Annotated in this window: 10 protein-coding genes; 7 read left to right on the top strand and 3 right to left on the bottom strand. The window is 65.9% G+C overall.

Annotated elements, in window-relative coordinates; genetic code table 11:
* Positions 1–35: 35 nt before the first annotated feature.
* The 4 genes from ACFWBQ_RS33770 (at position 36) to ACFWBQ_RS33785 (ending at position 3866) form a co-directional block, all read left to right on the top strand.
* The gene (locus tag ACFWBQ_RS33770; protein ID WP_385506108.1) at positions 36–782 is read left to right on the top strand and encodes a DUF2637 domain-containing protein; all 747 of its coding nucleotides are present in this window, start codon (positions 36–38) and stop codon (positions 780–782) included.
* A gap of 149 nt (positions 783–931) precedes the next feature.
* Entirely contained in the window at positions 932–2362 is a 1431-nt protein-coding gene (locus tag ACFWBQ_RS33775; protein ID WP_385506111.1) for a replication initiator, read from the top strand.
* A complete protein-coding gene (locus tag ACFWBQ_RS33780) occupies positions 2362–2589 on the top strand; it encodes a helix-turn-helix domain-containing protein (protein ID WP_385506115.1) in 228 nt (75 codons plus the stop codon). Before ACFWBQ_RS33775 ends, ACFWBQ_RS33780 begins: the two co-directional genes overlap by 1 nt.
* Positions 2589–3866, top strand: coding sequence for a tyrosine-type recombinase/integrase (locus tag ACFWBQ_RS33785; RefSeq protein ID WP_385506118.1), 1278 nt, complete (start codon positions 2589–2591; stop codon positions 3864–3866). Before ACFWBQ_RS33780 ends, ACFWBQ_RS33785 begins: the two co-directional genes overlap by 1 nt.
* Positions 3867–3995: 129 nt before the next feature.
* Here the strand turns inward: ACFWBQ_RS33785 and ACFWBQ_RS33790 are convergent, their stop codons facing one another.
* The 3 genes from ACFWBQ_RS33790 to ACFWBQ_RS33800 all read right to left on the bottom strand — a co-directional run bounded on the left by ACFWBQ_RS33790 (position 3996) and on the right by ACFWBQ_RS33800 (position 15151).
* Entirely contained in the window at positions 3996–4445 is a 450-nt protein-coding gene (locus ACFWBQ_RS33790; RefSeq protein WP_385506120.1) for an Imm26 family immunity protein, read from the bottom strand.
* A 2-nt stretch (positions 4446–4447) separates the two neighbouring features.
* The gene (locus tag ACFWBQ_RS33795) at positions 4448–11395 is read right to left on the bottom strand and encodes a polymorphic toxin-type HINT domain-containing protein (protein WP_385506122.1); all 6948 of its coding nucleotides are present in this window, start codon (positions 11393–11395) and stop codon (positions 4448–4450) included.
* A 147-nt stretch (positions 11396–11542) separates the two neighbouring features.
* On the bottom strand, positions 11543–15151 hold the full coding sequence (locus ACFWBQ_RS33800; protein WP_385506124.1) for a LamG domain-containing protein: 3609 nt from the start codon (positions 15149–15151) through the stop codon (positions 11543–11545).
* A gap of 969 nt (positions 15152–16120) precedes the next feature.
* Between ACFWBQ_RS33800 and ACFWBQ_RS33805 the strand changes: the two genes are divergently transcribed.
* The 3 genes from ACFWBQ_RS33805 to ACFWBQ_RS33815 all read left to right on the top strand — a co-directional run bounded on the left by ACFWBQ_RS33805 (position 16121) and on the right by ACFWBQ_RS33815 (position 17781).
* Positions 16121–16555, top strand: a complete 435-nt coding sequence (locus tag ACFWBQ_RS33805; protein WP_385506126.1) for a DUF6228 family protein — start codon at positions 16121–16123, stop codon at positions 16553–16555.
* Positions 16556–16588: 33 nt separating this feature from the next.
* Positions 16589–16876 (top strand): DUF4259 domain-containing protein, encoded by a 288-nt coding sequence (locus ACFWBQ_RS33810; RefSeq protein ID WP_385506128.1) that lies wholly within the window; start codon positions 16589–16591, stop codon positions 16874–16876.
* Positions 16877–16992: 116 nt separating this feature from the next.
* The gene (locus ACFWBQ_RS33815; protein WP_385506130.1) at positions 16993–17781 is read left to right on the top strand and encodes a hypothetical protein; all 789 of its coding nucleotides are present in this window, start codon (positions 16993–16995) and stop codon (positions 17779–17781) included.
* Positions 17782–18002 lie beyond the last annotated feature (221 nt).

The following is an 18002-nucleotide window of genomic DNA, read 5'->3' on the forward strand; positions in this document are numbered from 1 at the left end:
CCCCGAAAGCCCACATCGGAAAGGAGGTTGAGGACATGGCGGAGGAACGGTTCACCCGGCGCACCGTGACCGTGGTCATGGCGGTCATCGCGGCCCTGGCCTTCGTCTTCTCCTTCGGCAACGTCTGGGCCCTCGCCCTGCGGCTCGGCGTCCCCCACCCGATCGCGCCACTGATCGCCCCCATGGTCGACCTGTCCGTCGTCGGGCTCCTGGTCGCCCTGCGCTTCCTCGCTCTGCGTGGCGTCCCCAAGGCGGAGCTGAAGGCCGGCGCCCGGCTGCTGCACCTGTGCGGCCTGCTCACCCTCGCGCTGAACACCGCCGAACCGCTGTTGGCCGGACGCTACGGACGGGCCTGCCTGGACACCGTCGCCCCGCTCCTGCTCCTCGGCTGGGGCCACGTCGGCCCCGCCTTCCTCGCCCAGTTCCACGCCCTCACCCGCCCCAACCCACGCCTGGAGGCCGCCGCCGCCGCCCTTGCCACCGATCCGGTGCCCGACGTCGCTCCATCGCCCGAATCGGCACCCCCGACTCCCGCCCCGCAGATCGCCGCCTCCATGACCGAGGAGCTGGAGCCCGCTCCGGCCACCGCTCCGCCGGTCGCCGTCACCACGACGGGCCGACCCGCTTCCGGCCCTGCCCTTCCGGCCGCCCTGCTGGACGCGGCCCGGCGCATCGCGGACACCCACCGCGCCGAGCACGGAACACCGATCACCGCCGCCCACCTGGGCACACGCATGGGCATCGCCCTGCCGGTGGCCACCGCCGCACTCGCTCAGCTCTGAGCACCGGCCCCCACCGGCCACATCCCCCTCGCTGAACCCACGCCCGCCCCTGGGCCCGGTTCGTCATGCCCCGAGCAGCACCAACATGTCTCCTCGCCTGGCTGGTTGCTGCTCGGGGCCACCCACCCGACAGAAGGGACACGCCCCGAATGGTCACCCTCGACCTGCGCCACGTGGCAAGCCCCGCCGTGCGGGACCTGATCCACCTCGCCAACCACCCCGACTTCGATCGCGCACAGCAGCAGATCGAACGCCTCGGCGGCTGCACCGAACCCGTCCGCCTGACCGGCCAGACGACCACCGTCGACATCAAGACCGGCGAGGTACTGCGCTCCTACGCCTCCTCCGAGGAGCCCACCGGCAGCCTGCTGACCACGTGCGGCAACCGCCGTGCCTCACGCTGCCCGGCCTGCTCCCGCCTCTACGCCGCCGACACCTACCACCTCATCCGCGCCGGCCTCTCCGGCGGCAAGACCGTCCCCGACACCGTCCGCACCCACCCCCGCGTCTTCGCCACCCTCACCGCCCCCTCCTTCGGCCCCGTCCACAACCGCCCCGACGCCCGGCCCTGCCGCTGCGGAATCCGCCACGAGCCCACGGATCCGCTGCTCGGCACACCGCTCAATCCGGCGACGTACGACTACGCGGGCGCGGTTCTCTTCAACGCCCACGCCGGAGCCCTGTGGGCGCGCTTCACCACTTACCTGCGCCGCGAGCTCGCCGTCCGGCTCGGCCTCACCCAGAAGGCCGCCCGCACAGTTCTGCGGGTGTCCTTCGCCAAGGTTGCCGAGTACCAGAAGCGGGGCCTGGTCCACTTCCACGCCGTGATCCGCCTCGACGGCCCCGAAGGCAGCACCCAGCCCCCGCCCTCGTACGCCACCGCCGCCGTGCTCACCGACGCCATCCGGGCCGCCGCCGCCCGGGTCCGCGTCACGGTCGAGTCGGACGCGATCGGGGAACGCGAACTCGTCTGGGGCGAACAGCTCGACGTACGTGAGATCACGGCCTTCGGCACCGACGCCGAATTCACCGACCAGGCCGTGGCCGCCTACGTGGCCAAGTACGCCACCAAGTCCGCCGACGCCTCCGGCACCCTCGACCGCGCCCTGTTCTGCCGCCCCTGCCAGGGACGCGGCGCCACCCTCCTGCCTCGCGGAACCCCGCTCCCCTGCACCGCCTGTGACGGCACCGGGCAGGCCCGCCCGCTGCCCCGCCTGGCCGTCGCATGCCACGTCCGGCAGATGATCCGCACCTGCTGGGAGCTGGGAAAGCTGCCGGAGTTCGCCCACCTCAAGCTCCGGAAGTGGGCCCACATGCTCGGCTTCCGGGGCCACTTCTCCACCAAGTCCCGCCACTACTCCACCACCCTGAGCGCGCTGCGCGACGCCCGCCGCACCTGGCGCACCGAACAGGCCCGAGCCCACGCCGGCCTGCCCGAGTCCGACCCGACGACCACGCTCGTCGTCGGTCACTGGGACTACCTCGGCTCGGGCTACAGCCCCGGCGCGGCCCTCGTCGCAGCCCACGTCCGGCATCGCAAGGAACTGGAACGGCAGTTCGCAGCCGAAGGGGGCTGCTGATGACCTCGCCCCTGCCCGCCGTACTCCACGCGGACGCGGCACCGGCGCTGGATCTGCTCACGGTGCCCCAGGTGATGACCCGCCTCCAGCTCGGCCGCTCCGCCGTCTACGACCTGCTCCGCACCGGCCAACTCGCCTCGATCACCCTCGGCCGCGCCCGCCGCATCCCCGCCCACGCCGTCACCGACTTCATCCGCACCCGTCTCGAACAGGAAGCCGCCGCCTGATGGCCACACCGCGCCCCGCAACGTCCCGCCGCACCCGCTCCCGCGCCAACGGCGACGGAACCGTCTACCAGCGCAAGGACAGCCGTTGGGAAGCCGCCGGATACGTCCTCGCCCCCGGCAACACCCGCAAGCGCATCCGCGTCTACGGCACCACCCGCAAGGAGGCCCTCGCCAAGCTCACCGAGAAGATCGCCGCCAGCAACCTCGGTCTGCCCGTCGCGGCGGCCGACAACAGCGTCAGCACGTACCTGACGTACTGGCTGAACGGCATCGCCGTCCACCAGGTACGGGAGAACACCCGCTACGCCGCCTGCGTCCGCCTCCATCTCAACCCCGGCCTCGGAGCCAAGAAGCTCGCCCGCCTCACCGCCCGCGACGTCCGTACCTTCCTCGACCGCCTCCGCGTCACCTGCCAGTGCTGCGCCCAGGGACGCGACACCGACCGGCGCTCCTGCTGCGCCATCGGCCAGTGCTGCAACAAGCGGCTCTCCCCGCTGACCGTGACCTACATCCACTCGGTCCTCAAGTCCGCCCTGGAGCACGCCGTCCGCGAAGACGACCTGCCCCGCAACGTCGCCCGCAACGTCAAGACCCCCGCACCCCGCCCCCGGCGCTTCAAGCCCTTCACCGCGAGCGAAGCCCGGCAGTTCCTCGACGCGGCCAGCAGCGACCGGCTCCACGCTCTGTACGAACTCGCCCTGCGCACCGGCCTCCGCAAGGGTGAACTCCTCGGGCTGCACTGGGAAGACCTCGACCTCAACACGGGAACCGCCGCCATCCACCGTTCCCTCCAGCGCACCCGCACCGGTGGCCTGACCGTCCTGCACACCAAGACCCGCGCCTCCGAACGCCGCATCGCCCTCCCCACCGAATGCATCAACTCCCTGAAGGCCCACCGGGAACAGCAGGAGGAAGCACGCCGGGTCGTACGGACGGGCTGGTCGGACAACGGACTCGTGTTCACCACCCTCACCGGCGGCCCTCTCGAACCCACCAACCTCACCCGCAGCTTCAGCCGACTCCTCAACGGCGCAGGACTTCGCCGCATCCGGTTTCACGACCTACGGCACTCGACCGCCACCCTGCTTCTTGAACAGGGCGTCGACCTCGTCGTGATCAAGGAGTTGTTGGGCCACGCCCACATCGGCGTCACCGCCGGCGTCTACGCCCACGTCCGACTCCGCCTCCAGCGCCAAGCCATCAACACCCTCGGCAACGCCCTCAGCCCCACCGGCAACGACCCCGACGACCCACCCACAGCAGCCGTCGTCCGCTGACGTTGCCGTCAGCGTTGCCGTCAAACGCCTCTGGGCCCCGCCGGGATTTCTTCCGGTGGGGCCCTTCACAGACCCAGGCACCAAATAGGCCCTGCCAGATTGCATCCGGCAGGGCCTATTTGTGACGAGTTACGCGCCCAGGAGGCGCGTGAGCTTAATCTCTACAAAGCCTGCCCCTTCGAGCCCATCCTGCGGAAGCAGTCGACATTCACGCGAATCGAGTCGCTCTTCGCGGGAAACCGTGAGCGAATCATCGTCGTAAACGACACGAATATCCCCACCCCTACAGAACTCAGGGACACTCCATTGCGCAGGATTCCATGATTCCAGCCTACCCACGACCGGCCACTTTTCTCGAATAAGTCCAAGGTCGCCGAACCGGCAGATCTTAATCGCCAAATTCGCCTCGAACGTACACGCTTGCGGCGGGCTTTCGAGGGACTCCACACGCGGACCGAAGAAATAGCCGAGCACGACGCCCTTGCCATCCGCCCTGGCCACCACGCCATGCACGTATCCGTGATCACGAAGAGGTACCGCGAAGATATCCCCTGGTGAATACGGCAACTTTCGAGTCACCTCTAACCACCTTGTCCCGGATACCACTTGGCGAAGAACTGCCCAGCAGCATCCATGTATTTATTGTAGTTCCGATTTCTTACATTGACTCCGGCCGTCCTTCTCACACCGGGCAGCGTAGGACGCCCATTGGTCATCCAGACGATTTGCTCCAAACCACGCTGCTCCCGGTAGACGTCCGTGCGGTATTCGACTTGGAAACTGTAGTCGGCGGTGTCATCCCCGCGGGCGTGCTCGCGCTCTCTCCGCTGCAAGTCATTTGTTCGTCCAGTTCTGACAACATTGTCGTCCACGTCTCGGAGTGTGTAGATCCCACCGCGGGCATTTGGATCGCCTCCACAGTTGTGCACCAGAACTGGCGTGGCCCCCGCCAGCACATAGTACGCGTGGATGTCTTCGATTGTGAGGTCGTGGGTACGCTGGCGCTTGGTGTAGTGGGTGACTTGGGAGATTTGGACGTGTGTGCCTGCGCTGGTGCGCAGCGACTGTCCAATCCGGAGGCTTCCTGCTTTGACCCATTTTTTCAGGTCGGGGACCCAGAATGGGTGTGTGTCGGTGGCTATGATGCTCGAGTAGTCGCCGTTTACGGATATGACGATTTCAGTGAATTCCTTGTCGTCTTCCGTGGCGATCGTTTCAGTGACCTTCTTTTCGACCGTTTCTCCGGTCTTGGTGTCCGTGGTTGCGACAACGTCGCCGACTTCGACGTCCTCGATGGCTTTCCGTGTGCCGTCCGCGAGGAGAACGCCAGTTCCTGGTAGGAAGCTGTGGCATGGCTTAAGCGATTTATGTGTTATGACAGCTACGATGACATCGAATGTTATCTTGGCTGCACCCTGGGCGGATCGCCCGTTGGCGAAGTCATTATAGACTTCGCTACCTCGGTAGAGGAGACCCTCTGCCATAGATGCGAACGTTAGATCTTTAACTTTTCCGACGGCGTACTCAGTACATGTTCCGTTGAGCGTGACGCAGTTCCAGGCGTTGCTTACGTCGCTAATGGCGTAGTCGACTATGCCGTTCCCTAGGTTCATTACCTCGTCATCGAGGGTTTTACCAAAGGTAATCCACCATCCATCCCCGCTTCCACTTGCGGCTCCGGTGTTGGCGACTTGGGCAGTGCCCTTGTCGTTTTTCAGGATGGTTTTTTCGACCCATTTCTTTTCCTTTGCGCAATGGTTGGTGCATGCGCTGCCGACGTCGGCGTTCATGAGGCCGGTGGGGTCGGAAAAGGTGCTCGGGTTGTTGTTGGCGTAGGCGTAGCCGTTGAGCGATTGATGCTGGTCGAGGGCCAGAATCGGGTCGACGCTGATGAACTGACCGTTGGAGGGGTCATATTCGCGGGCGCCGATGTGGGTGAGGCCGGTGGTTGTGTCGGCCGGCTTTCCGAGGAAAACTTTGTCGTCGGGCCATGTGGTGGGGTTGGTGCCGCGGGGTGCGCCGAAGGGGGTGGTGTGGCGCTTGGTGAGTGCGAAGGTGGTGGCGTCCAGAGCGAGGCTGGAGGTGCCGTGGTGGTCTGAGGCTAGGAAGTTGAGTTTGGTGCCGGTGACGCCTGCGGTCGCGGTGCGGACCGCGATGCTCTGGCCGGATGCCGTGTAGTAGCGGGTTCCGGACAGCGTCTTGGTTGTGCCCTTGGTGGTGAGGCGGACCTCGGTGCCGCCGAGGTAGAGGACGGTGTCGCCGTCTGTGGTGGTGGGGCGGCGGATGAGGAGCTCACCGTTCGCGTCGTAGAGGTAGCTGGTGCCGGTGGCGGCTTTCCCGCTGGCAGCGGGCTCGGATGTGCCGACGAGTTTGCCCTCGGAGTTCCAGGTGAGCGTCTGCTGGGCCTGGGTGCCGGGACGGCTGGTGGTGTTGCCCGTCTTGTCGTACGTGTAGGTGGCCGCCTGGGCGCCGGTGGTTCGAGCCAGCGGGTGGGGCTGGTTTGTGGGTGTGCCGTATTCATAGGTCGTGGCCTGGTCGCCCGACGTCGCGTGCTGCGTTTCGGTCTTGCGCTGGCCGGAGCTGGTGTAGGTGTAGCTGGACCAGTACGGGGCTGCGCCGTCAATATTGGAGGTCGTGCGCCCGGATGTGGCGCAGTCTGCGGTCTTCGGGGTCCAGGCGTCGGTCAGGCGGCGGTGGCCGTCGTAGCTGAAGCACTGGTAGTCGGCCTTCGATGTACCGCCCTGGGTGGTGGCGTCGAAGATCGATGTGACGTTGCCTGCGTCGTCCTGGGTGAAGTTGAGCTCCTGCGGCATGTAGCCGTGAACATCGTCTGTGACCCAGGATTTGTTGAGACGTCGGGTGCCGGTCTCGTAGCCGTAGTGGAGGGTTGCCTTTTTTGCGACGGTGCCGACGCCGAGGTTGAGCTGTCGCAAGTCGCCATGCTCGGTATACGTCGCCGCCTGAACATAGTCGCTGATTCCGTGAGACCCGGTCAGTTGGCCCAGTGAGCCGTACTTGTACTCGATGGTCTCGGTGGCCAGGCCTCCGACACCCGGGCTTCGGGCAGTCCAGACGGTGCCGTCCACGTTGTAGCTGGCGGCAGTCGACAGCGTGGTGGGCACACCTGCGGCTACGAGGGGGTCGTTGGAGGGCAGAGTCAGCGAGGTACCGGTCGGCCGGTAGAGGTGGTCGTAGCCCGTGACCTTCTGCGTGTAGGCCTTGCTGGTGGCCTGGGCGACGCCGTTCTCGTATCGGACCGCAGTGTCCTGCTGGCCCATTCTGAGAGTGTCGAAGGTCCATGCGGCGAGCTTGTTGGCGTCGGACTTGGCAGCGGTACTGGTGTCCCACAGGCCGGTCTCGCGGCCGAGGGTGTCGTACTCGGTGGTAAGGGTCTTGCCGCGGGAGTCGGTGGTCGTGATGGCCTGGTCGAGCGCGTTGTACGTGGTGGTCGCCGTGCCCTTGTCCGGGTCACCCGAACCGGTCTGACGGCCGAACAGGTCGTACTTGTACGTCCATTTCGCCTGGTCCGGGCCGGTGACTGTCTCCTGCTGTCCGGCGGGGAAGTAGGTGAAGTTTGTGGCCGTGTAGTCGACGCCGGTCGGCTGAGTGCCGCCGTATTCGCGGCGCTGGGTCGCCTGGCCGAGGGCGTTGATGACCACTGCGTTGGCCTGACCGCCGGCCGGGGCCGTGGTGGTGACGGTGTCGCCGGTGTAGACGGTGTCGATCGCCGTCCAGCGAAGGACGTTGTGGACCTTGGTCTCCGCCTTGACGGCCCGTCCGGCACCATCGTAGGTGGTGTCCACCTGCATAGGCGCCTGGCCGCCATCGACTTCCACCAGGATGCCCGACGGGGCGTTGTTGGCGTCCCAGATGTCGGAGTGGGCGGAAGTCGCAAGACCACGCTCGTCATACCAGGTCAGTGCGACCAGCCGGCCGCCCGCCGGTGACGGCGTCTGGGTCTGACGCGGCCGCAAGAGACTGTCGTAAATCTCGTAGGTGGTGTTGTAGCCACTGCCGTCACCCTTGAGAGTGCCAGTGGACACCCACGGCAGGTCAGTGGCAGTGACGTGGTAGTCGTAGACGTAGTTGGGGGTCTTCGCTCCAAGCTTGGAGCGGTCGGGAAGCCAGGTCTTGGTGACACGGCCGAGGCTGTCGTACTCACTTTCAGTGATGTTGCGGTTGGGGTCGGTAACCTTAACGGCAACGCCGGTGGCGAAGTCCACGTCCGTGGGAGTGGTGTGCCCCAGCGCGTTGGCGACCGTGCTGCTGGTCGTCGGGCCAGCCGCCACCGGGGTGTAGGTCATAGTGGCGATGGCGGTGTCGTTGGTGTCCTTGACCGCCAGCGGACGGCCGAGGGTGTCATACGTCGTAGTGGCGACCTTCTGCCACACCGGATTGTTCGCGGCGGTGTAACTCTGGGCTCGACCGCTCCACTGTGGCTCACCCTTGGTGGGCGTCTGGGTGGAGGACCAGGTGGTGCTGTCGTAGGCGGTGGCGGTGTCGGAGATCACGTCGCCCGGGACAGTCGCATCGGCCGGGAGATCGAGGGCGTCACCGGTGATGGCGCAGGGCTTGCCCATGACACTGGTGCGGGAGGCGAGCGAGTTGATGCCCACGGCGTCGTTGCGGGCGTACCAGGTGCGGGAGCACTTCTCGTCGCCGGTGATGCCGGTGTCGCCCTTGTCCTCGACGGTCACAGCCATGCCGTAGGCGTCGTAGGTCGTCACCGTGGAGCGGACCCGGTCACGGGCCGGGAGGCTGGTGGTGATGTTGGTGCGGGCGTGGGTAGCACCGGTACGCACGTAGTACGCCTCGGTGTCGGCGTACGACTTGTGCTGGGTCGCGGTCACCTGGGACCACGGGTCGTTAACCGTGCCGCCGACCTCGAGGCCGGCGGCACCGTTGTAGGTGACGGTTTCGCGGGTGAAGCCGGCGTACTGGTCCGAGTCGGTGATTGCCGGCGCCTTGATGCCGGTGACCGTGGCGGTTTTGCGTGCAGTCGGGTCGGGGAGCTTGCCGTCGGTGCCGAGCACCCGGTCGCCGTCCATGCCTCGTAGGTAGACGCTCACGGTCTTGGACTGGGTCCTGCTGGCCATACCGGTGAGATGGGTGACCTTCTCGAAGCCGCGCCAGAGCGACCAGGTGCGTTCCTTTTCCTTGACCAGCGGGTCCTCGTTGTAGTGCCAGGCGCCGCCGCCGGAATAGGTGTAGGTGTTCCTGACGGTCAGTCCGCCGCCTTTGGGGTCGGAGGTGGAGACCTGTTCGACCGGGTACTTGTGGAACCAGTCGAGGATCGGGTCTTTCTCACCGTTGGGCGACCAGTACACGGGGTAGCAGCGGCGGGTGTTCTCGTCGGGCCTGGGCTTGGCCTGGCCTGCGAGACAGTCGGCCTGCAGGTAGTTGACGACCGTCTCGGCGCCGGTCTCCGACGTGATCGTGTACAGGCGGGGTTTGTGCAGCGGCAGGATGTTGTCCTGGGCGCCGTCGACGCGGTTGGCCAGGTACTCGTGGTCGAACTTGACCGGATCCAGGGTGATGGGTGTGCCGCGCATGCCGGTGTGGCGGATCTCGTCCAGCCACAGGGACTGGTCGGCGGAGTCACCGGTTTCGCCCGGGTCCAGGTAGGCCTGTGTGAGCGCCCACTGGTCCACAGGAGTGAAGGCGGGCGTGGGGGCTGCCGCTTCCCATGCGTATGTGGTGACGGTCGTCATGCGCTTGCGGGTGAAGAAGGTTGGGCCCACGTTGCCGGTGCACTTGACGTTGTTCTGGCAGATCGCGTCCAGAGGGACGTCGGGCCAGTTGTCGCGAGTGTCCGGGTCGAGGTTGCTGCAGCCGGTGCCTGACTGGATGCAGCGTTCCTTGTAGTCGAAGACGACCTTGTTCGACGCGGCAGGGCTGCCGCTGAACAGCGAGCCGGCCGAGTCGGCCCGCTGGCCGTAGCGGATCTCGTTCAGATATCCACCGCGGGTGTAGGGGGTGCCGGTGGTGTCGTCGCCGAGCTTGTCGTAGTTGTTCTCTTCGGCGGTGTACCAGTAGGACATGGCGTTGCTGTGGGTGTCCTCGACGTAGTCGAGGTTCCAGCGCCAGGCCTGCTTCTTGTCACGGGTGGCGAAGCTGGTGCCGTCCGCGTAGCCGGGCTCGCCGGCATCGTCACCGAAGACCGGAACGGTCCACACCGACTGGGTACGGTCGCCCGCGGGGGCGTCGGCGAGCTTGTTCAGGCCGAATACGTACTTGGTGCCTTCACCGGTGATGACGGTCCAGTGCTCGCCGTCGTCGTCGCCGTTGTCGGCGCCGGTGGAGTGGATGACGGTGGAGGCGTCGTCGTTCTTCAGCCGCCACTTGCCCGTGGTGTCGTCCTTGACGAGTTCGGTGGCCTTGCCGTTCAGCACGAGCGAGGCGTTCTCGTACTTCCAGCACAGGTCGGACTTGTCGGTCTGGCCGTCGTCGTCGCACGAGCCGTAACTGCGCTCGATGTACGAGGAGGTGAGGTCGAAGCCCTCGCCGACCGTGCTGCCCTGGTTGTTCGTGTTGGCCGTGCGACCGTCCACGCTGCCCGAGTCATAGGAAATGGTCAGGCCCGGCTTCGGGCCGGCAGCCGACGGCGGGACGGGCAGCGGATACGACCAGGTGAATGAGCCTGAGGAGCCGCCGGCCTCCCAGGTGGAGGAGGATGCGAGCGGCGTGGCCTTGTAGTCCCCTGTACTGGACTGTGTGCCGGCGGCGAGTGCGAGCACCGTCGTCTGGCCCGCGGCAGGTGCGGCCGCCGTCCCCGTCGCGCGAGTGGTCGTGGTGGGAGCGGGTTTGAAGGACAGTTCTGCGTCAATGCGGTTGTTCTTGCGGTGGTTGGTGAACGTGACAGGTGTGCGGGTGCGGCACTTTGCGCTCGCCGGGTCCTTCAGTGCACATTCGGGCAGGCGAAGGATTTGCAGGCGTCCGGCCCAGTCGCCGCCGTAGGCAGAAGCGAACTTGCCGTAGTCTATGGCGAGTTCGGTGGCACCGCCGGTCGTCGGTCCGGTGACGGTGAGGACGACACCCTTTACCCCCAGAGCCGCCGCCTGCTTCTGGTCCAGCACATTGACCTTGACAGTGCCCGCAGCCTCGACGGACGGGGCCTTCTTGGCCGGCTTCGGCGACGTCAGCGTGAGCGGGAGAGCGCCCGGGGAAGCCTTGGTTGTGCCAGTCGCGGGGACTGTGATCGTTGCTGTGCCCGCCTTCGGCCAGGAGACCGTCTTGCTTTGATCCGCCTTCGCACGGGCCGAGTCGGCGCGGCCGTTCTCCGCAGCCTTCTTCAGCAGTGCGGCTGTCTTCTTGTCCGGCTTGCCCGTGAACCGGGACACTTTCTGCGGTATCGGAGCCTTCAGCTCGAGTCTGCCGAGCGGATCGACTGTCGCAGCAAAGGCTATGGGGGTCAGCAAGGCAGGAATGAGGCTGAAGCCAACCACAGCCGCGACATGCCGTACGAGGCCGACGCGGGTGCGTTCTTGACTACGACCATGTCTGATGACATAGCGCGCGAACGGTTTCATGCATATCCGTTTCAATCTGGCCGCCTGCTGGCGGCAGGAAGACGCTGCCCCTGGTACCGGGTGCGGGTGAAGGCGAATCGGAGCTGATGTGCCAGGGTGGGGCGGACGTGATCAATCTGCCCCACCTCTTGTAAGCGCAGAGCCGAGCTATGAAGGGGCGATGATCTTGTCGTAGACCTGGCTGGCATTCATGGCACCTGCCCACACGCGCAGGTCCTGCAGGCTTCCGGGCAGGTAGTTTCCGGTAGACCCAGCAGCGCGGCCGGCCGCAAGCGTGCCGCTGCCCTGCATGAGGTGCTCGTCGCTGAAGGCATTGGTGCCGTTCGGCGGCTGGGGGTTATCGCTCACATACAGATTCGTGGTGCCGTAGCCCCCAGCGACGGGCTCAGCGGCGTCGAACACGCCAGTGACCTGAACCCAGTCGTCCGTGCCGGCAACATCGAGAGAGGTAACCAGGCCGCTGCTGACAACCGCGCCCGCTGCGTCGGTCGCTGTGCGCCCGAAGTTCCACTTATAGCCCTCGGTGTCCCTCTCTACCCACAGAGCCCAGGACGACTGTCCCCCGGCCGGGGTGGCCTGCCCGAAGACGTACGCGCGCTGTGTATCGAGTTTCGCCATGTCCAGTTTCACCCTGGCGGAGACGGTGAACGATGCTGTCTCATCCAGAACCGGCCCGGTGACCGAGGCGTAACCAGCCGTGCCATCCAGCACCAGGCCCGCGTCCCCGCCGGCGAGTGACGCACCGGAAGCCGACAGCTTCAGCGGTCCGACCGGATACGTCGAGCGGTTGGTCAACTCCGCACCGGTGGACCCGTTGGCATCCCAGTGAGCGATCAAAGGCACAGCCGGGTTGTTGTCCGGCGGCTGGATGGCTTCCGCTTCGTTGCGCAGCTCCTCGTCGCCCAGAACACGGTGCCAGGCCGCGACCTCGTCGATATTGCCCCGGTAGTACTGGGCAAACGGGCCACCCTTGGTCTTCGTACGCCCGAACTGCAAGCCACCCGTCGAGGTCCAAGGGGTGTAGCTGGCGGACTGACTGTGAGCTACGACCTCTCCCTGGCGGCGCCCACTGATAACCAACTCAATGGTGTCGTTGTCCACGTTCGCGTCGTTCTTCGTGTCGAAGACTCCGGCCACATGCGTCCACACACCCGCCGTCGCGGGCTGATCTGCGCCAGTCACGATGTCGACCGCGTCCACCGCATCCTGCGACCCCCGCTTGAAGACCCATGTCTTCTTCGTCGGCGAATACAGGAGCGTGAAGGCGGAGTCGGACGTGCCCGGAGCGGACAGCACCGCGCGGTTTGTAGTGGTGTCGGTGAGATACACCCAGGCAGAGACCGTGAACGAGTCCCGGGTGTTGACCGCTGGAGTGCTCGTGGCGGCGTAGCCGACCTGCTTGGCCGGGTCGGTGATGGCGGTGTTGAACTCAATCGATGTATCGCTGTCGCCACGACGCCCCCGCAGGGGCCAGGTCACCGTGTTCGGCTGCGGCTGATAAGGCATGGCGTGGTGCCGAACGGTGCCTTGGACGCCGGTGTCCTTCGCCGTGCCATCGGCGTCTTCGACGAAGTTCCAGCGGCTGGTCTCCTGATCACCTGGTGCAACCTTGAATTGGAATTCCGCGCGTGCGCCGTAGCGCTGACGGACATCTCTGGCCTCGACGATCAGTGTCTGTACACCGGCCAGCGGCGGTGTGATGTCCGGGACGGTCACCGTGCTGCCGGTCACTTCCTTCGCACCGGACGGCTCCGTGGTCAGCAGCCTCCACCGGTAACCCGTAATGTCCGTGTCCGCGGGGTCCGGCTTGAACGAGAAGCTGCCGGGTTCGCCTGGGCCACCGTAGGGGGCGCAGGCGTCGGTGGTGCACTCCTGGTAGACCGTGTTCGGGATGACTTCGGGAGCCTCTGGGACATCCGGGTCGAACTTGAAGTAGCACCATGCGGAACGGCCGGAGGAGAGCTTCCCGTTCTGGCCATTTTGGGTCCAGTACGACTCTGTCAGGACATTGAACCGGTACTCCACATCCTCGGCCAGCCCATCGATGGGGAACGGCACCTTGGTGTCATCGGGAACCGAGCCCGAATCAGGCACGTTGACGGTGAAGGCATCCACCCAGGTGCCGTCACTCTTCTGGTACTCGGTGTTGAACAGCGCGCGCAGAGATCCACGGAACTCGTTGCCCTGGGGCTGCTGCTGGGTCTGCACCATCCCCTGGATCGTGGGGTCGTCCCGCGTGACCGTCGTCGGATCGTCAGTGTCCTTGTCGCAGTACTGCTGATTGCCGTAGCCGGGGATGATGCCGACGTTGTTCGGCAGGTACGGCTTGGGCACGTAGATGACCTGGATGTCGGCGTTGTCGTCGAACCGTTTCCACGCGTCCGCGTCGCCCTCGTCCTTCGCCTTCAGCATCAAGGTCAGCCGGGAGAATTTGCCGTCAGCGAAACCTTTTACCGTGGCAGTGAGGTTCTCGTCCGTCTCAGCCGGGTTGTCGTGGAACTCGATCCACGTGTCCGGCTGCTCGGGAGTGCAGGTGTCGCCGCGCCCGGCTGAGACGTTCTGGTCGCCCATGTGGTCCAGCTCCGACGGGCCCGGCCAGCGGGTGGCTTCCGACATGTTGCCGGTCCTCACCAGTTCGATCTCATGGGGGCTGCAGGAGAACGACCACGTCTCAAACGCACGGAACGTCGCATCCAGCACATGCATGCCGGTGATCTTGGTGGGTGCGAACTCGAAGAGCATGCGGTTGGTGTGGTCCGCATCGCAGTACCACGGTCCGACGCGATAGCAGCGGCCGACTCCGTAGTCGCCGTCGAAGTTCCACCAGCGGTCACCGTCGGAGGAAATCACCGATTTCTCCGAAGCCCCGGTGCCGATCGGGGGGTCGATGTAGACCGGGAAAACGGTGTTCTCGCCGCGCAGCAGCTCCTGGTCGGGCACCACGCTTACCGAACCGTCGGCAACCTGGACCGGCAGGAACGCCGTCGCATCCCCCGCGTCAGGTCGCGTCGGATCCCGCGCGCCCTCCGCCGCCCCCTCGCCCCCGACGCTGGGCAGCATCTGGGGCTGGGTGCCGGCATCCCCGGCGGAGTCCCACATCATGCCCGCCGGGCCGGAGAAGACCACGTTCCCGTCGCCGTCCAGGGCACGCAGGCCACCACCCGCGCCGGGCACGATGCTCAGGCCCTCACCTGCCGCCGACAGGGTGATCTTGTTCAGAGCCGGATTGGCCGCGGCTTCGGCAGACTTGACCACGAGGATCTCGCGGAAACCCTCTGCCGTCGCGGTCAACTGCAGGTCCACCCCCTCATACACCTCCGGGTAGGTGGCCGTCGCCCCGTCGAGCGTCGGGTCCGGGAGCGTCCCTGGCCAGCCCAGTTCAATCGCGCCCTTCGGGGTGGCAAGACGGATCAGGTCCTTGCCTGCACCGCCGCCGGAAAAGGACAGGTCCACCACGGTGGACTTAGGACCAACCGAGCCGTCCGACCGACGCTCCAGTGCTGCGTCGATGCTCCGCCACGAACCGTCCGCCCCCTGAGTGCGCTGCGGTGTCGTCGACTGAGTCAGCGTGTACGTGCCGTCAGGATTCGCCATCGTCTGCGAGTACTCGGTACGTTCGCCGACCACCTCAACCGGCTCACCCATCTCAGCAGCCCGCGCCGTCGCACTCGTCGTCACCGCCGCGGCCGGTGCTTGTGCCTCAGCTTGCCCAGCCAATGGCTGAACCGCTGACGCCACGATCGCCGCCGCGGTCAACGCGACCGTCCTGCGACGTATATGACGCCACACCACACCGTTCACAACCCACCCCAGGTCTTACATGATCCTTACAAGGATTCCCAGATCATGAGCTCACGGCATGAGGCCGTCAAGGTGACCCACATCACATACTTCCCGGGGTTTACGCAAGCGCTTTCAATTGGTCCGCCCCGCCTCCAAAAGGAGGTCTTTGTCCTGACGGGAGTGGTTGGAAGAGCAGGGCTGCCGTGGATGATTGCGGAATGTTGGTCCAGGTTGAAGCAGTACGACAGGCTCCCGGCGGGCCCGCTACGGTCCTGGTGCGCTCGGAGGCGGGCACCGTCGTGGCGCTCTGGTGTGGCGATCCGACAGAAGCGGGCCGCGAGCACTGTGTGGAGTGGACTGTCGATGAGGACGTGGCCTGGGATCGCAACACACGGTCGACAACTTCGTCCTCACCCGCTCTGGGCGAGGTCGGCGGTCAGATTGTCTTCAGGGGTCGGTTGAGCCTCACGGGAGATGGTGGGGCCGTGTTGGGAGTGGCAGATTCCCAAATCCTGTTCGACCTCGCCGACCCGCCGCCACCGGCAGCAATCGATGGATCGTGGGTCGAGGTCCGTTTGGAGCCAAACAGCGTCAGCCTGTGGCCTTACCAGCTGTGATTCACGCCGGTTCCGCCGCCGTTCGTCAGGATGTCGTCGGTACCAGGAGGCCTGCATGCCAGCAGACGCCAGGACCGCGTGGTGGGTTATGTGCGGCGACGAACTGATCGGGTTCACTCTCGTCACCGGTTACTGACCAGCCATGGCCGATTGATCGGTTCCATCCGGCGAGTGGCTGCGTAGGTGAAAACGAAGAACGTCTGTTGGCCAGAGCTAGCAGCACCAGGAGGTAGGGGATGCTCTGAGTGTTGCTGAGAAGTAGGAGCGGCGGCTGTGCCGGCAATGGCGGTGACGTCGACTTGGCGGCGTCCGTATGCTTCGGCGGGTGAGTCTGATCGAGGTGGTTCCAGGGCAGTTCGAGGTTGTCGTTCGGGGGCCGGGGGCGCAGGCGCCTTCTGTTCGGTTGTTCGACTGGTCGCGGGCGGATGAGTACGAGTTTGCTTTCGCTGTGGAGGCCATCGATGACGGTGTGCGTGCACGGCTTGAGACCGTGACCGTGACGGTCTGGGACACCATGAGCGAGTTCTTCGATGGCCTCGCGCGCGATTTCCGTGGCTGGGAGGGCGAGCGGGTCTGGGGCAATAACCACCTGATCGTGACGGCGACGTTCGGCTCGGGTGGTCATGTGTATCTGGGCTGGACCCTGCGATCAGGCTTCTTCCCCGGCGACTGGAACTGCACCGTGACGACCGTGATCGAGGCCGGTGAGGGGATGACTGCCGTAGCCGCCGACCTGCGGGAATTCCTGCGCGAGGAGTAGGTTGTCGGCAGTCGGCCCGTCCGGAGGGGATCCTTGCCTGACTCAGCCGTGGCCGCGGCAGCCGTGGTTGCCGCACAGCGCCCCGACGGCGAGCCGACATGTTCGAACTACGGCCCATCGGCGCAGCTACCGGAGTTCCCCGAAGACCTCCGAACGCTCGCCGTCGACGCCCTGGACCAAGTGGTTGCGGAGCTGTCTGAACTTGCCGAGCTGTGGGGCGAAGCCGCGAACGGCCCGAAATGGCGTCAAGACGTCACCCACCTCCGCGGCGTTCTCGACCCTCCGATCCCGCCACAAGAGGAAGTCCTCTTCGAGATCTAACTGGTTACCCGCAGTCACGGACCACAGAACCTGAGCCAGGACTGAATTTTTGGCGTCACTGGGGTACTTGCCAGGGCGGGATCGAACTGCATCTGGTGGAGTAGGCTCCGCTCGTCATGGACACGCAGGCCCCACCTGAGCCGACCGGGCAGGTTCCTCCGCAGGAGGATATTGTCCCCGGTCCGCCGATTCGACTGCTCTTCCGGGACGTCATTGCCGACTGCCTGTCGGACCGGCGGCCACCTCAGGCGGCGATGCTGTTGGACTCCGAGGTCGCCCCATTCTGGGGCAACCGGAGCTTCCTCGCCGATTTCTACAACGACATCCTCCATCAGGACACCTGCCAGCCCACCACCGCCGACGGCATCGTCCTGCTCGCGGCCCTGGCTGTCGACGACCGCGTGCCCGCCCGGCACCGGTTCGAAGCCATGCAGTTGCTGTTCAACGCCGCCACCGTTACAGACCGCCACCTCGCTGAGAGCTGGCCAGCCACTCCGCTGCATGCCGACCTCGACAGCGAGGCCCGGACCCGCAGCGCAGTGCAAGCCTGCACTCCAGATCTACTGGCCCGGTGGTCAGCCGAATGCCCGGCGAACCGGTTGGCCCTTGCCGGACTTGCCGTGCTCTTCCCCACGGGCCGCACGCTGCCCGCCCTGACCCCGCGCCTGCGAGGCTTCACGCGCCAGCACCCTCCAGGCACCGACGTCGGCGACTACGTTCGCTTCATTCTTGTGCTGGCCTCCCAGGACGCCAACCAGACCCTCGCGGCAACTGAAGAGTTCACCGACGCGTACTGGACGGGAACACCACGCGCAGCGCCCACACGGGCGCGAGCGCTCCACCTCCTCGGCGAGATGCTGGCCAGAGTCAAAACCGGACTCATCCGGTCCAACGGCGGCCAATGACGGCACCGCAGGCACGACGCACCCTCGCTTGCGCCGCTACTGCTCATGAATAATCTCGGACTCAAGATCCACAGCTCTGCCCGAACCGGCAGACAAACGCTGCCCTTAGAAATAGACGAAGCCTCTGGGCACTGGGCGGACCGGCTCGCCGCGCACCTGGGTTCTCACAGCCCGGATCTGCGGTACGCCACCTGGCCGTACGGGGGACGGGTCGCCGCAGG

It is taken from the genome of Streptomyces sp. NPDC060035, from assembly GCF_042736635.1.
Classification (GTDB): domain Bacteria; phylum Actinomycetota; class Actinomycetes; order Streptomycetales; family Streptomycetaceae; genus Streptomyces.